14 protein-coding genes, 1 other RNA gene and 1 pseudogene are annotated in these 15787 nt (G+C 45.4%); 12 read left to right on the forward strand and 4 right to left on the reverse strand.

The window, feature by feature from the left end:
- Positions 1–92: 92 nt before the first annotated feature.
- A complete protein-coding gene (locus tag ICN33_RS07915; RefSeq protein ID WP_216196016.1) occupies positions 93–236 on the forward strand; it encodes a hypothetical protein in 144 nt (47 codons plus the stop codon).
- 67 nt (positions 237–303) lie between these two features.
- Here the strand turns inward: ICN33_RS07915 and ICN33_RS07920 are convergent, their stop codons facing one another.
- Complete coding sequence (locus ICN33_RS07920) at positions 304–963, reverse strand: putative quorum-sensing-regulated virulence factor (protein ID WP_216196018.1); 660 nt, start codon at positions 961–963, stop codon at positions 304–306.
- A 187-nt stretch (positions 964–1150) separates the two neighbouring features.
- On the opposite strand from ICN33_RS07920, the gene ICN33_RS07925 reads away from it, so the two are divergent.
- Together ICN33_RS07925 and ICN33_RS07930 are read left to right on the forward strand one after the other, a co-directional pair.
- Positions 1151–2140 (forward strand): sulfurtransferase, encoded by a 990-nt coding sequence (locus ICN33_RS07925; RefSeq protein WP_216196020.1) that lies wholly within the window; start codon positions 1151–1153, stop codon positions 2138–2140.
- A gap of 477 nt (positions 2141–2617) precedes the next feature.
- On the forward strand, positions 2618–3025 hold the full coding sequence (locus tag ICN33_RS07930; RefSeq protein ID WP_216196021.1) for a surface-adhesin E family protein: 408 nt from the start codon (positions 2618–2620) through the stop codon (positions 3023–3025).
- A gap of 39 nt (positions 3026–3064) precedes the next feature.
- Here the strand turns inward: ICN33_RS07930 and ffs are convergent.
- Positions 3065–3163: signal recognition particle sRNA small type (gene ffs, locus ICN33_RS07935), an RNA gene on the reverse strand.
- 32 nt (positions 3164–3195) lie between these two features.
- Here ffs and dnaX point away from each other — a divergent pair.
- The 3 genes from dnaX to recR all read left to right on the forward strand — a co-directional run bounded on the left by dnaX (position 3196) and on the right by recR (position 5889).
- Complete coding sequence (gene dnaX, locus ICN33_RS07940) at positions 3196–4851, forward strand: DNA polymerase III subunit gamma/tau (protein ID WP_216196023.1); 1656 nt, start codon at positions 3196–3198, stop codon at positions 4849–4851.
- A 66-nt stretch (positions 4852–4917) separates the two neighbouring features.
- Complete coding sequence (locus ICN33_RS07945) at positions 4918–5241, forward strand: YbaB/EbfC family nucleoid-associated protein (protein ID WP_216196025.1); 324 nt, start codon at positions 4918–4920, stop codon at positions 5239–5241.
- Between the two features lie 33 nt (positions 5242–5274).
- On the forward strand, positions 5275–5889 hold the full coding sequence (gene recR / locus ICN33_RS07950) for a recombination mediator RecR (RefSeq protein ID WP_216196027.1): 615 nt from the start codon (positions 5275–5277) through the stop codon (positions 5887–5889).
- A 17-nt stretch (positions 5890–5906) separates the two neighbouring features.
- On the opposite strand, the gene ICN33_RS07955 is transcribed toward recR, so the two are convergent.
- Both ICN33_RS07955 and ICN33_RS07960 read right to left on the reverse strand, forming a co-directional pair.
- Complete coding sequence (locus ICN33_RS07955; protein ID WP_216196029.1) at positions 5907–6188, reverse strand: type II toxin-antitoxin system YafQ family toxin; 282 nt, start codon at positions 6186–6188, stop codon at positions 5907–5909.
- The gene (locus ICN33_RS07960) at positions 6175–6438 is read right to left on the reverse strand and encodes a type II toxin-antitoxin system RelB/DinJ family antitoxin (RefSeq protein ID WP_216196031.1); all 264 of its coding nucleotides are present in this window, start codon (positions 6436–6438) and stop codon (positions 6175–6177) included. Before ICN33_RS07960 ends, ICN33_RS07955 begins: the two co-directional genes overlap by 14 nt.
- Before the next feature lie 347 nt (positions 6439–6785).
- On the opposite strand from ICN33_RS07960, the gene ICN33_RS07965 reads away from it, so the two are divergent.
- From ICN33_RS07965 to ICN33_RS07990, 6 genes and pseudogenes are all read left to right on the forward strand, one after another.
- Positions 6786–8201, forward strand: coding sequence for a carbohydrate porin (locus ICN33_RS07965; protein WP_216196033.1), 1416 nt, complete (start codon positions 6786–6788; stop codon positions 8199–8201).
- A gap of 247 nt (positions 8202–8448) precedes the next feature.
- The gene (locus tag ICN33_RS07970; protein WP_255530717.1) at positions 8449–9948 is read left to right on the forward strand and encodes a TolC family protein; all 1500 of its coding nucleotides are present in this window, start codon (positions 8449–8451) and stop codon (positions 9946–9948) included.
- 9 nt (positions 9949–9957) lie between these two features.
- Positions 9958–11238: an efflux RND transporter periplasmic adaptor subunit gene (locus ICN33_RS07975; RefSeq protein ID WP_255530718.1), complete on the forward strand. Its 1281-nt coding sequence runs from the start codon at positions 9958–9960 to the stop codon at positions 11236–11238.
- Positions 11239–14316, forward strand: a complete 3078-nt coding sequence (locus tag ICN33_RS07980; RefSeq protein ID WP_216196037.1) for an efflux RND transporter permease subunit — start codon at positions 11239–11241, stop codon at positions 14314–14316.
- A 2-nt stretch (positions 14317–14318) separates the two neighbouring features.
- Positions 14319–15110, forward strand: a complete 792-nt coding sequence (gene surE / locus ICN33_RS07985) for a 5'/3'-nucleotidase SurE (RefSeq protein ID WP_216196039.1) — start codon at positions 14319–14321, stop codon at positions 15108–15110.
- Positions 15111–15139: 29 nt separating this feature from the next.
- Positions 15140–15763, forward strand: a pseudogene (locus ICN33_RS07990) (protein-L-isoaspartate(D-aspartate) O-methyltransferase); the annotation flags it as partial.
- Positions 15764–15787 lie beyond the last annotated feature (24 nt).

Consider the following 15787-nt stretch of genomic DNA (forward strand, 5'->3'; position numbering starts at 1 on the left):
AAACCACAATTTTTTACTAGCTCATTTCGTGAGCTTCAAGTCAATTATTCTGAATTCGTAGCGGCAACTAAATAGCAAAAGAGGACCAAAAAATGAACACAATTAGCAACTTGATGAACAACTTTAACGGTATCTCATTGGCAGCGATCATGATCCTGTCTTACTGCGCCGTATTAAAGAACACGAAGCGTCATGAAAGCGCAACAAAACAGGTCTTTAATCGTAAGTATCAATAAAGAACAAGCAGTAGGCCTGGAAGGGGAATAAGGAAATCACGGATTCCTTATTCCCTAGTAAAGGCTGCTACTTCGCTTCTAATGCTTTGCGCAGGTATTCAGACACATTGTCTTGGCGCAGCATCCATTGTTTATAGTCTGTTGGAACTTGGCTAATAGATTCACCTTTGTGTTTTCCAAAAGGCATGATGGTTGGAATTCTGGCCTTCTCAGACATTTCCCATAGGGCATCAAAAGAGGCTGGGTGCAATTTATCAATAATTTGCCCCACAATTTTTGAGCAAATCCATACATCAGCCAAGGCGCTATGCGCATTGCGTAATTGGTCTCGTGCAGTCTCGCGTTCAAAGTAATAGAGTAGGGCGCTTTGAGTATGGCTATCAAGATCGGGCCATAGGCTACGGGATAAGGCTAAGGTACATATGCGTTTAACTTCCGGTTTGCCAATCGCAACCCAATCAAAATCAATATTGTGACCAATCAAATATTTAGTACCAGCAGGCAATCTAAATGAGCTGCTAGCTGGGCAATGAACTAATTCCTCATCCATGATGTGATGAGTCGCAAGTGCGCCTAAGCTAATGGGTTTGCCTGGGTTGTAGCGCTGCACCCAAGGATTACCTACTTCAAGTGGATTGAGAGAGGTAACGTCTAGCGAGGCGGCCTCAATAATGACGGCATCGTTCTTATCGGTTGCTTCAACATCAAAAATAATGGCTTGGGGCATATGGAGGTCTATCAGGATTGAATCACCCTATTGTGCCTTGAATTAAAAAGCTCAATTGATGTTAAATAAATGTCCGATACCTAAGCCACACCAAGCGCTCATTTTCGACGTGGACCGCTAATAGGTAGGTCGGTAAGTTATTATCTAATCGTCACTTATTCACCCATATTCAATCCAAGGAAGTATCGTGAAATCATTACTAGCAATCGTATTGGCAGCTATTTTTTCCGTGGCATTTGCCCAGCAAAAAACAGCCATTATTCAAACAGATCAGATGCAGCAGGCAATTGCTCGCGGTGCGATTATTTGGGATGTACGCGATGAAAAAAGCTATTTAGATGGGCACATTCCAGGAGCAATCAATATTGGTGAAGTCGGTAGCGTATTGCGCGATCCAAACAAGGAAGACTACATTCCTACAGAGCAAATTCAGAAGATTTTTAACGGCGCTGGTTTAGACGTGAATAAAGATATTGTGGTTTATGGTGCGCGTGGAAATCCATATACTTATTTTGGTCTGTACACGATTAATTATTTTGGCGGAAAAAATGCGCAGATTTACCATGATGGCATTGATGGCTGGAAACAAGCGGGTTTACCAATCCAAAAGGAGCGTCAAACCTTGTCACCGGTATCAGTAGCATTGGTAGCTCAACCTCAGTTGGTTGTTAGCAATGAAGAAATGCTCAAGATGGTCCAATCAAAGTCCGTGCAAATTATTGATGCGAGAACTCCTGATGAGTTTTCGGGTAAAGATGTCCGAGCTATTCGGGGCGGCCATATTCCGAATTCCATCAACATTCCCTATGAAGACAATTGGCAAGATCCTGCAACCGCAATTAAATTAGGAAAAAAGCAAGTTGCCGATAACTCTGGCATGGCACTTAAAAATCAAATGGATCTAAAAAAGTTGTATGCCAATCTTGATCCCGATAAAGAGACAGTGGTGTACTGCCAAAGCGGTGTGCGCGCAGCTGAAACCGCGGTGGTATTGAAGACTTTAGGTTTTAAAAAGGTCAAGGTATACGACTCCGCTTGGCTAGGCTGGGGCAATAACCTTAAAGCACCTGTAGCTGATGAAACTTTCTTAAATGTTGGTGCACTCAATGCAAAGATGGCCGCAATGCAAAATAGAATTAGCCAACTGGAAGAGGCTTTAAAAAACAAAAATAACTGACGCCAGATATTTAAAGATGTCCATATGGCGTTATTTAATAATCCTTTGATGCTTTTGCTAGCAACGATAAAGAACGGTCTCTTTATTCCTACTTTTAAATCATCCTAAACCACTATCCATTGCTACTCGATGACTCTACGCTGAAACCTTCTATATATAGGAGGGATCAGCCTTGCGAGTATCTATTGAGTGTTCTCATAGGCAGTTACAGCTATTTAAGATCCAACTAGACGCACGAACCGTCCTCGTTTTATTAATTATTTGGATGATTTGGGGAATTTTGAGGATTCTGAAGATCTTTTAAAACAAGGCACGATTTTTTGGACCTGGAAAAGACCAATTCCAGCACCTAAAAACGAAAGAGAATTCCAAATCAGTAGTGGTTTGCCTTAATTCGCATAAAGTCGCTTGAAATTACAGTAATCTAGTATTTACAAGATGCATTACTTCACATTTTCAATTGGGCGAGATGGCTTTATGAAGAAGATTTTGGCGGGACTATTTATTCTGATTTATCAATTGGTAGGCATCCAATCCGCCTATGCCTTTTTGCAACCAGTACCTGGGTATGTGGGCGATGGCAGTCTTTATGTAGAAACTGATTCCATTCTTAGAAATGGGAATTCTGCAACACTAATATATGTAGAGAACTTTAATCAAACACAAGCCTATGGCTCTAAAGCCTATTTATCCAAGGCAACTGAAATTCGTGTGGATTGCACTGATAAAAGAGTATTTGCACTTGGAGAAGGTTTTTATTCTCAACCAAGTATGCAGGGCGTCCTGTTAGGAAGATTTCCTTTGCGAGATGAATTTGGTTCAACTCCTGCCGAAGGGAGTTGGAATTTCAATCTCATCAAAATAGGGTGTGGATTCGCTCTGTAGCAATAAAGCGCAGATCAGGGGAGTATGGGATAGGTAGGGGTGGATGAGCCTGGCCCCCGGCACTGGCAGAAATTGGGTTTGGCTGCTTCGTTCCCGACCTGACCAGGTTATCCAACCCACCATGCGGGGAGGCCCATCCAATTCCATTTTAGCTTGTTAGAATGTAAGACATGACAGCATTGGCATTAGCCCGTTCGTGGCGCCCCAAAACCTTCTCTGAATTAGTCGGCCAAGACCATGTGGTTAAGGCCTTAACGCATGCTTTGGATCAGGGTCGCCTGCACCATGCATGGCTCTTTACCGGTACTCGCGGGGTGGGTAAGACCACGATTGCCCGGATTATGGCTAAAGCCCTTAATTGCACGGGATCTGATGGTTCTGGCAAGATGACTTCAGAGCCTTGCGGAAAATGCCCGGCCTGTATGGAAATCGATGCTGGTCGTTTTGTTGACTATATAGAGATGGATGCAGCCAGTAACCGTGGTGTTGACGATATTGCTGCTCTCCTAGAAAAAGCAGCTTACGCACCCAGTAATGGCCGTTACAAGGTTTACATGATTGACGAGGTGCATATGCTCACCAATCATGCCTTTAATGCCATGCTCAAAACTTTGGAAGAACCTCCAGAGCACGTCAAATTTATTCTGGCTACTACTGATCCACAAAAGATCCCGGTAACCATTTTGTCGCGTTGTTTGCAGTTCAACCTCAAGCAAATGCCAGTACCGCTGATTGTGGAGCACTTAGAAAAAGTGCTCGCAGCAGAAAAAGTGGAATACGAAGTGAATGCTTTGCGTGTTCTTGCCAAGGCAGCCCAAGGTTCCATGCGCGATGCCTTGTCGTTAACCGATCAAGCCATTGCCTACGCCGCTGGCAAAGTTTCTGAAGAATCTGTACGTGGCATGCTTGGCACATTGGATGACGCCTATCTCATTCGTATTTTGGATTGCTTGATCGCTAAAGACGGTGCAAGCCTGCTTGCAGTGGCAAATGAGATGGGTGAGCGCAGTATGTCTTTCTCATTGGCATTGCAAGACCTCTCCAGTTTGTTGCAAAAAATTGCAGCAGCACAAGTTGTTCCAGAATCCGTTTTAGAAGATTGGCCAGAAGCAGGTGAGATTCGTCGCTTGGCTGGTCAACTGACAAAAGAAGAAGCGCAACTCTTTTATCAAATTACGATTACAAGCCGCCCAGACTTATCACTAGCTCCTGATGAGCAAACTGGCTTTGCCATGACGCTATTGCGTATGTTGGCATTTCGCCCCGGAAGCAATTCTTCTTCAGCACCATCGGCCCCACCAGTAAATACTGCTCGTCCAGCACCTTCAATTCAATCAGCTGCGCCAGCAGCTAGAGCATCTGCACCAGCGCCTGCAGCTAAAGCGGTAGCTCCAACACCAGTACCCTCGGCATCTGCCCCAGCTACCGCAGCCAGCTCAGCCGAGCGTCCCGACTGGCATAGTTTGATGCGTCAGTTGCCCGTTAAGGGGATGGTGCAGCAGTTGGCGTTTCAGACAGAGTTGCAAGATTGGAATGATTCTGCCGCCGGAGTGCGTGTGACTATCGTTACGCCAATGCCACAGTTAGCTTCTGATGCTACGGTTGGTCGTTTGGCTGACGTACTCACTGCTCACTTTGGTAAGCCAGTAAAGATCGTGATTGAGAAGGGTGAAGTTGAGGGCAAGACCGTTGCCAAAGTGGATGCTCAGATTCATCAAGAGAAAAGAATGAACGCAGAACAAATGATTGCTGCAGATCCATTTATTCAGCAATTGGAAAAAGAGTTTGGCGCTAAAGTGGTTGGTGGCTCAGTGAAGCCACTCTAAATACAGAATTCAAAGAAACTGAATTTAATTTTCACTCTATAAATAAGTCATTAAGGAAAAGAAGCGATGATGAAAGGTGGACTTGCTGGCCTCATGAAACAGGCTCAGCAGATGCAAGAGAAGATGAAAGTAGCGCAAGAGCAATTGACTGCGCTGGAAGTGACTGGCCAAGCAGCCGGTGGCTTGGTTAAGGTAACCATCTCTGGTAAGTACGAACTCAAGCGTGTGCAGATCGATCCAGGCGCCATGGATGACCGTGAGATGTTGGAAGACTTGATCGTTACAGCCTACACAGAAGCCTTCAAGCAAGTAGAAGCAGCTAGTGCGCAGATGATGTCAGGCGCTACTGCTGGCATGCCTATGCCTCCAGGCTTTAAGCTGCCTTTCTAATTAATTTTGATTATTTACGAATTGTTTAATTAGATGGCGCGCATAGAAGCACCTCAAGACGCACTTGGTCGTTTGATCGAGGCATTGCGTGTATTGCCGGGAGTGGGCCCGAAGTCTGCTCAACGGATGGCGTTCTACCTCCTACAGCATGATCGCAATGGCGCGGCAGTGCTCGCTCAATCATTGGGTGAGGCAGTAGAAACGGTTGGTCACTGCGCACGTTGCAATACTTTTTCAGAAACACAGATTTGTAGCACCTGCTCTGATGGCCGTCGTGATCCATCGCTGCTGTGCATAGTGGAAACTCCTGCTGACCAAGTCATGGTGGAGCAGACACTCAGCTTCAAAGGCAATTACTTTGTATTAATGGGGCGCCTCTCGCCACTCGATGGCATGGGCCCAAATGAAATTGGCTTTGATCGATTGCTTAGTCGCATTGAAACTCCCGATACCGGTGTGCCAATTCGTGAAGTGGTACTAGCAACGAATTTCACGAGCGAAGGTGAGGCAACTGCCCATTACATTGGTGAAGTACTAAAAGCCAAAGGCATCAAGGTCACTCGCATTGCTCGTGGTATCCCAGTAGGTGGGGAGCTTGAATATGTAGATGCCGGCACCTTAGCTAGAGCATTAATGGACCGTCGATAGTGAATTGCTCGCCGAACTTATAGTCCTAATTGACTGTGAGACCCCAGGCGCACTAGTTGCAAAGTGCTGTCATCAGGCTTTCGGTAAATCAGAATAAGATCTGGTTTTAAGTGACAGTCTCGATGATCTTGCCAATCACCTTTTAATGCGTGATCGTAATAATTAAATGGCAATACTTTATTTGTTGTCAGAAGACCAATAAGTAACTGAAGATCAGTTGCTAATGTTTCCTTGTGTATTCCTTTAAATTCTCTTTTGTAATCGCGTTTAAATTTTTTAGTGTATTCAATCGTCCGCATTCAAATCAGCCATTAGGTCATCAACAGAGGTAAAGGTTTTCAGTTTTCCTTTCCTCGCTTCTTTCATGGCCTCAATGGTTTCTTTGTTTGGAATCAGTGGCTCAAAAGGCAATGCCTTTTCTCTGGCTACTCTAGTCATCAAAATGCGAAAGGCATCGGAAGGGGTCAGTCCCATAGCAGCTAAGACGGCAGTAGCCTCTTCCTTGATATTTCCATCAATCCTTGCTCGCACAACAGCATTAGCAGCCATGATTTATCCTTTCATATTGAGCTACATTGTAGCTCAATATCAGCTGTTAATCTAGTAAAGAGCACCAAAGACCATGACCCTACAGCGTAAAGAATTATTTAAAAATGCAGTTTGACATTCGAGACATTGATTACGGAATCTGTTGTAGTTCAAGGCCTAGGAATGACGTCTGGATGTAGTTGGTTGTCATTCTCTAGACATAAACACTAGGTAAATTGCCTCTTTTTGGGGATAATTTGGGCTGCACCACCCTTGAGCTTCAATCTCAGGCTGTGTTTGCCTAGTTTTCTTCATCGGCATGTTGCTATTGCATTGCACTGCACTGGCTTCCTCATTAGAAATTGTGAATGACCCGCAAGATTTATCTATTCCTCCTGTTGAGCATTATTTGCACATTTTTCGGGGCAACTGCGTTCGCGCAGAAGGCGGGATCAGGCTCGGACCAAATCGCAAGTTTTGCTGAGGCAATTCATGGTTTGCCAACTGAAGGTGAACTCTTGGGTTTGCCAGTGAACGTGCATGGTCAAACGACTTATATCAATCAGCGTTACAACAACTTTACCTCTAGCTATTCTGGTCAGAACAGTATGTCTGCCCTCAAGTCGATGAGCTATACCTGGTCAGGCACTTTATTCTTTGGTGCACGTTTAGCGCCAAATACGGATATTTATTTCAATCCAGAAGTGGTTTCTGGTATGCCATTTTCTGGACTCACTGGTCTTGGTGGTTTTACCAATGGTGAAGCAACTAAAGCAAATGGCCCAATAGCTAAGTTTTATTCAGCACGTGCTTTTTTACGTCAGACTATTAATCAAGAGGGCGATGAGGTCGTTCTTGAAAACGAAGCCAATCAAATTACTCAAACTGTAAGTAGTAATCGCGTAGTAGTAACTGCCGGTCAGTTTTCTACTTTAGATATCTTTGACGATAGTCGTTACGCTAAAGATCCTCGTGTGCAGTTTATGAACTGGGGCAATATGACCTATCTGGCTTATGACTACGCTGCTGATGCACGTGGCTACAGCACTGGCTTAGCGGGTGAGTGGTATCTCGACAATTGGGTGCTGAGGGCCTCCCGTATGCTTGCTCCAAAAAATCCTAACGGCCGTGACTTGAACTGGCAAATTTTTAATACCTATGGTGATCAATTTGAAGTAGAACGTCAGCATCAAATTGCAGACTTGCCTGGTAAGGTTAGCGTTTTAGCTTATCGCAACAAAATGATCTTGGCGCGTTTTAGCGATGCAACAAATTATGTAGTAGCTAATAATGCACAAGGCACGCAAGCTATTAATAATGTACGCACTAACTACCAATACAAAACTGGTATTGGTATTAATGGCGAACAAGCATTAACTAAAGATCTTGGCATCTATGGGCGCGCATTTACATCCGATGGCCATACAGAGACCATGTCTTTTACTGAGGCAGATAATTCTGTATCGGTAGGTATGGGTCTGAATGGCACAAGTTGGAGTCGTCCAAAAGACAGTATCGGTATTTCTATGATGCAAAACGGTTTATCCAGCTACAGAAGAAATTACTTACAAGCTGGTGGTGTGTCTTACTTCATTGGTGACTATGCCGGTCCAGGCCAGGCAATTTCTTATCGTCCAGAGCGTATCGGGGAGGTGTATTACAACGCCACCGTGATTAAGAATGTCCTAGCGGGTTTGAACTTTCAGCACATCAATAACCCCGCCTACAACTCCGCTCGCGGGCCGGTAAATATCCTGTCTTTTAGGATTCATGCCGAGTTTTAAGAGATTTACTGAGTGTAGACACAATACAGACATAATTATTATCTTTAGAATCATAGACTTAGGAATGATGAATAATTCGACTTTTGGCTTTTGTCCCCTATAATCCTTAAAACCCCCTGAAATGGTTATTGATTCAATCGAAATCTGCATCTGGGGCTATAAAAACAGCATTTATATGATTTAGAGGCAGCCGCATTTGTTGATTCTTGGCAAAACCAAAACTAGCGTAGTTAAACCGCTCAAAAGCATGACTCCATTTGCAATGGCTGCTTTTGTAGTTTGCGCCTCCACTTTTTCGGTTTCAGTGCTTGCACAAACACCTACGGAGAATGCTCCAGCAAGCGTGACCGTTCAGTCAGGTGACACTTCTTTGGCCGCGCCGCCATCTATTGGTGCGCAACTTGGTGCGCAAGATCCTAAAGTCGACTCAAGCTCTAAAGCTGCCGAGCTATTTGCTCCTGTAACCAAAGCCAATACTCCGAAGATTTATACCAAACCTGTTTCTTCAGGGCCAACGGAGATGGATTTACGTCAGCTGTGGAGTGAGCTCAAGATTAATAACCCGCAACTCTCTTCATTGCGTGAGTCTTACTTATCTGCCAAGGCAACTGTTCCACAAATTAATGCACCCGCTAATCCTCAGGTTGGGTTGGTGTGGTCAGGTATGCCAGTAAATTCTCCTTTAGCTTTGGGTGGAGCAAATGCCCCATCTCAGCAATACCCTGGTGGCATCAGTAGCAATAACGCCATATCAATAGCGCAACCTTTTCAGTTCCCGGGCAAGAAGAGCCTGGCAGCAGATATTGCCGACACCAATGCAGAGGCCCTGTTAGCCAGTTCTGAATCTACTTACCTACAGCTTGGCGCACAGCTCTCTACCTTGTACTACAGCGCACTGGCTGCGCAAAAGCAATTGCAAGTTCTTAAAGAGTCCGTTGTTCGTCTCGAGATGATTAAGAATGTGGCTAAGGCGCGTTATTCCAATAATGCTGCAGCCTACGTAGAGTTTTTAAATGCTCAAGTAGCGCAAAGTGCAGCACAGGCAGATCAATTTAATGTTGAGCGCCAGCTCAATGTTGCTTTGAATAACATCAATACTTTGGTCGGGCGCCACTCTCGTGACAAGCTGGTACTACGCGGTGATGTACGTCGCGCGATGAGTAGCGTACCCACCTTAATCGAGCTTGAAGACTACGCAGAATCTAGTCATCCCGCCTTAAAGAGTTCTGCGCTGCAATTAGACGCAGCACGTAAGGGTGTGGATCTGGCGAAGAAAGCTTACTTGCCAGACTTTCAGGTTATTGGTTCTTCATATACACCACGTGGACCATTTTCTGCAAACAATGGCGCGCTGTTTTATCAATTTGAATTAGATCTCATCATTCCTTTGTATTTCTTTACCAAGGAAAAGTATGGAGTGGAGCAGGCGCAGCGTAATCAAGCTGCTGCTGAGGCTGGCAATATATCGAATCGTCAGCAAATTGTGCTGGCCGTAAACACTGCTTATGCCGCTTATGAGCAGGCTAAGAACCAAACCCAGTTTCTGAAAGATCGCCAAGTACCCCAGGCTGATGCTGCCTATAAGGTTGGCCTCACCCAGTACTCTAATAATGGTCAAGGCTTTAATGATTTGTTGACGGCGCAAACGCAATTACGTAACTTGGAGGTGCAATTGGCTTTGGCCGAAGCAAACCTTCTGCAAGCTCAGGCGGTGTTGTTAGTCACTGCCGGAAAAGAACCTTTTTAAGGAGATGTTTTGAAGGACAAACTCATTCATCTTTATCAGCGTCTTAAGGCGGGGTTTCAACCCGTCCTGAAAGAGTTTCAAAAGATCAAAGCCAAATTAGATGCTCGAGTTGCATCTAACACGAATAAGATTCATCGCTCTTATTGGAATCTTCCAGTTGAGACGCGCATGCGTATTCGCTGGGTGCTGATCTGCGTTTCTTTGTTGATGTTTGGTATTGTCATTGGCTTGTTTGTGAATGTGAATCGTCCAGTCAAGCTTGATAAAACGGCCAAGACCTTATCCATTGAAAACACAGGGGCAATGGAGCTAAAACTTCCTGGCGTTGATCTCAATCCCAATATCTATGTCTTCCAAGACGCCGCCAGAGTAAAGGTGCCCATAGAGTTAAATGTTCCTGGCCGCTTGGCATTTAATGCTGAAAAATCTAAAGTACTTTCTGCAAGAGCGCCAGGAAGGGTCGAGCGTATCTATGCTTTTGATGGCGCACCAGTCGAGGCGGGTTCGCCCGTGGTTGAGCTCTATAGCCCTGAGTTCCTCTCAGCCCAGCAAGAGTATTTGCTCTCTTCGAAAACGGCTAAAGTGCTTGAAGCTAATAAGACGATGAGTGATTTACTTGGGGATGCGCAAATTACCCAGCAGGCTGCGGCCAATCGAATGCGCAATTTAGGTGCGAGCGATGGCGACATTAAATCTTTGGAGAAGAGCGGAAAAACCCAATATAACCTGGTGATGCGCTCACCCTTACAGGGTGTGGTTGTGAAGCGCTCCATTGATCCAGGGTCCATTGTGAATGCTGGAGATGTTTTGGTGACCTTGGCTAACCCTAAAGAGCTTTGGTTTTTGGGTAATGTGTACGAGCAAGATATTCGTAAGATTCAAAAAGGGCAGACTATGGTACTGCGTTCAGAGTCTTACCCTAATAAAGAGTTTGTAGCTACCGCGAATTTCATTGCCCCAACGATTGATCCAGAAACTCACGCCTTACTCATTCGTTGCGATGTCGAAAATCCTGATGGACTCTTGCGTCCCGATATGTATGTCAGTGCACGACTGATTACAGGAGAAGCAGAAGCTGTCGTGGTTCCTCAATCGGCAATTGTGCGTGTACGTGAGATGCGATACGTCATTATTAAAACGGGTAAAGATACCTTCCGTCGCTTTGCCGTCAAAGGTTATGACATGGATGGCAAGCGCTATGCCGTTACTGAGGGTTTAGAGCCTGGAATGTTGGTCTTAACTGATGGCGCGGTTCTGTTGAATGACCGCTTTGCCAAGCAGGAGGAATAATTGAGTTTAGTTACCTCCTTCATCCGGGGAGTATTGGATAAGCGCGTCATTATTCTGTTTGCCGCAGCAGTGCTGTTGGTGCTCGGTGCATTTAGTCTCAAACAATTACCCATTCAGCCTTATCCAGGTGTTGCGCCTCTGACGATTCAGGCGATTTCACAATGGCCCGGTAGAAGCACTACTGAAGTTGAGCAACAGGTCACCATCCCCGTTGAAAATGCATTGGCTGGTATTTCAGGGGTAAAGGCATTTCGTTCGGTATCGTTATTTGGTTTATCGGTTGTTACCCTCAAATTCAATGACAACGCAGATCCGTTTAAAGTACGTCAAATTTTTAATACCAATTTAGGTAATGTCTCTTTCCCACCAGGCGTGAGTTCGAGTGTCAGTCCGGATTCTGACGCAACCGGTGAAATCTTGCGCTACCAGGTCACTTCTGACTATGCCTCCCCAACACGCCTCAAGACTTTACAAAACTACGAGATCTACAAAGAGCTCAAGCAGACTCCCGGAATTGCGGACGTTTCTTCTTTTGGCGGTAAGGTGCGCCAGTACCAGGTCATCGTGAGTCCTGAGAGCTTGCAATCGAAGGGCATTACCGTACCGCAGTTAATTGATGCTTTATCTAAAGCCAATGACAATACTGGCGGCGGTATTTTACCTAGTGGTGAACAGCAATTTGTGGTGCGTGGCGTTGGCTTACTCAAAAATATTGAGGATATTAAGCAGGTGGTGATTGCAGTCAACAAAGGTATCCCCATCCGTATTGGCGATGTGGCTACTGTCGTGATTGGTAATGCCCCGCGTTTAGGTCTTTTCCAGTTTGACAATAATCCAGATTCTGTGGAGGGTATTGTTTATCTGCGTCGCGGTGAAAATGCTTCCGAGGTGTTGGCACGTGTACGCGAGAAAATTGACAACATCAATAACCATATATTGCCACCAGGTATTCAAGTTAAACCTTTCTATGATCGCCAGGTATTACTCGATATAACGGTAGGCACTGTTAAGCACACGATGTTCTTTGGCATCACCATGGTGCTGGTGCTGCTTTATGTGTTTTTGGGCAACCTGCGCGCTGCTGCAGTCGTTGCTGCAGTCATTCCATTGGCGCTGTGTTTCTCATTCATCATGATGTACCTCTTCAATGTTCCGGCGAATCTGATTTCTCTTGGAGCGATTGACTTCGGGGTGATTGTGGATGCTGCGGTGATCATTACCGAAAACGTGATGCGTCACATGGAAGAGGGCGGTAAACGAGTAAACCAAAGCATCATCTTGGCAACGAGTGAAGTGCAGCGGGCAATGGTGTATTCCACCAGCATCATTATCGTAGCTTACTCACCCTTATTCTTGATGGGTGGTGTTGAAGGCATCATTTTTAAACCCATGGCTTTCACTATGGGATTTGCTCTAGTTGCATCTATTATCTTAAGCCTGACTTTTTTGCCTGCATCGATGTCTTATGTGTTTGGGGAAAATTTCCATCATGCACCGCCCAAATTTATTACGTGGATCTTAGAGCGTTATCGACCCTTGTTACGTAAGTGGATGGATCATCCACGCCATATCATCACACTATCTATTTTTATTCTATGCATTACTTTATTAAGTGCCACTCGATTGGGAACCGCATTCTTGCCTACTCTTGAAGAAAACAATATTTGGTTGCGGGTGACCCTGCCAAATACGGTTGATCTGAATTACTCGATTAGTGTTGCCAATCAGCTCCGTGAAATTTTCCTAAAGCAACCTGAGCTCGAAAAGGTTGCTGTTCAGATTGGCCGTCCAGACGATGGCACTGATTCAACGGGGGTGTTCAACCAAGAATATGGTTTGTACTTAAAGGCACCCGAATCTTTACCCAAAGGAACCAATAAGCATCTCTTATTACAGCATCTTCAGGCCGAGCTCGAGAAGATCCCGGGGATCAATTTCAGTTTCTCTCAATACATTCAAGATAACGTCAATGAGGCGCTCTCTGGTGTAAAGGGTGAGAACTCGGTGAAAATTTTTGGCTCAGATTTAGAGGTCTTATCTCAAAAAGCGCATGAGGTAGTCGCTCAACTCAAAAAGGTCCACGGTATCGAAGATGAGAATATTCTGAAGGAACTAGGTCAACCTACTTTAAATATTCAAATCGATCGTGATAAGGCCGCACGCTATGGTGTGAATGTCAACGATATTCAGACGGTAGTCGCTAATTCGATTGGTGGCGCACCTGTTGCGAATTTCTTGGAAGATGAAAAAACATTTGGCATTGCGGTGCGCTTGAATGAAGCTAGCCGTAACGACATTCCAGACATTGCCAATTTATTAATTGACACTCCTGGTGGTCAAAAAGTGCCATTGGGTATGGTTGCCAATGTGCGCTTAACAGATGGTCCTTTCTTTATTTACCGTGAGGCTGGAAAGCGCTACATAGCTGTGATCTTTAGCGTGCGTGGTCGAGATCTTGGAAGTGCGGTAGAGGATGCTAAATACTTAGTGGAAAAGAATGTCGCATTGCCAACCAATTACACTATTGCATGGGATGGTCAGTTCAATCAAATGAAAGCCGCTCAACAAAAGTTGATGGTGATCATTCCTCTTACATTGGTCGCTATCTTCTTGTTGTTGGTCACTGCTTTGGGTAATTTCCGTGATGCGGTAATTGTGTTAATTAACGTGCCGTTTGCTGCGATTGGCGGAATCATCGCACTGCATTTGGGTGGTGAGACCCTCAGTATTTCAGCCTTATTCGGATTCCTTTCTTTATTCGGTATTGCGATTCAGGATGGTGTGATCTTGATTTCATACATTAATAAAACCGTGGCGGAAGAGCATGGCGCCATGAAAGACGCTATGGTGGATGGTGCCGCTTTGCGAGTTCGTCCTGTATTAATGACGGCCATGCTTGCTGGCTTAGGTCTCTTGCCTGCCGCTTTATCGCATTCGATTGGTTCAGAGGCGCAGCGCCCTCTCGCTTTAGTGATTGTTGGTGGAATGGTGACAACAACTATTTTGACGCTGTTAGTGTTACCTGTAATCTACGCGGCAATGAGAGCTCGCGGCAAACATAAACCTGGACTCGTTTAACCATGTCAAAACAACCTCATATCCTAGTCTCCAATGATGATGGCTATTTGGCGCCTGGCTTATTGGCTTTGGTTAATGCTGTACGTCCTCTGGGGCGCATTACTGTGATTGCTCCTGAGCAGAACCATAGCGGGGCCTCTAATTCTTTAACACTTTCTAGGCCGCTCTCGATTCATCGCGTGGCTGGTGGAGAGCGTGATGGCTTTTTCTTCATTAATGGCACTCCCACAGATTGTGTACACGTTGCGATGACGGGTTTCTTGGATGAGAAGCCTGACCTAGTGATCTCTGGTATTAATCAAGGCGAGAACATGGGCGAGGATACGCTTTACTCTGGCACTGTAGCGGCCGCAGTTGAGGGCGTTATGTTTGGTGTTCCTGGTATTGCTTTCTCACAAATTGATCGTGGTTGGAATCGGATTGAAGATGCGGCTAAAGCAGCCCATGATGTGGTTGCGCAAATGCTGGTTTCTTCTTTAAGCCAAAATCATGCTGACGGCGCAGCAACGCTACTCAATGTCAATATTCCCAATCGTCCTTATGCTGATTTATATCGCTGGCGTGTAACGCGCCTCGGTAATCGTCATCATTCACAGCCAGTAGTAGTTCAAGATAGTCCACGTGGTGAGAAGATTTATTGGATTGGGGCCGCTGGCGATGTCAAAGAAGGCTCCGAGGGAACTGACTTTCATGCAATTGCTGAAGGATGTATTTCGATTACGCCAATGCAATTGGATTTAACGCACTATGCTCGTTTAGCGGCAATGCGCGCCAATGGTTGGGATCGCGGTTGAAGGCTCCCACCGAACGCTTTGCTGCCTATCGACAGGCCCTGGCTGCAAAAGTGCATGCTAGCGGCGTAAAGCACGGTAAAACTTTAGAAGCCATTGCCACTGTTCCAAGACATGCGTTTATGGATGCGGGTTTGCATGCGCAAGCCTATGAAGACACTGCTCTACCAATTGGACATGAGCAAACTATTTCTAAGCCCTCAGTAGTGGCGCGCATGATTGAGCTACTTCATAAGCCTAAGCATAAGCTGGGTAAGGTTTTGGAGATCGGCACTGGATGCGGGTACCAAGCTGCAGTTCTGAGTTTGTTGGCAGATGAGGTTTACTCTATAGAACGTATTCGTCCATTGCATGACATGGCCAGAGCAAAGTTGCGCCCATTTCGTATCAATAATCTGCGCCTAATCTATGGCGATGGTATTTTGGGTTTGCCTCAAGCCGCACCATTTGATGGGATTATTCTGGCTGCAGCAGGCTTGGGAATCCCGGATGCCTTGCTCGATCAATTATCGATTGGCGGGCGCTTAGTTGCCCCAGTTGTCAAAAATGACAAAGAGCAGCAGCTTGTGATGGTGGAAAGAATGAGCTCCCAGCGCTATCAAAGAACTGTGCTGGACGGGGTCTTTTTTGTGCCCTTACAATCAGGGGTAGTATGAGATTTATGATGAATACTCCAATTC

Origin of the sequence: Polynucleobacter sp. UB-Tiil-W10 (assembly GCF_018881605.1) — a bacterium.
Lineage (GTDB): Bacteria > Pseudomonadota > Gammaproteobacteria > Burkholderiales > Burkholderiaceae > Polynucleobacter.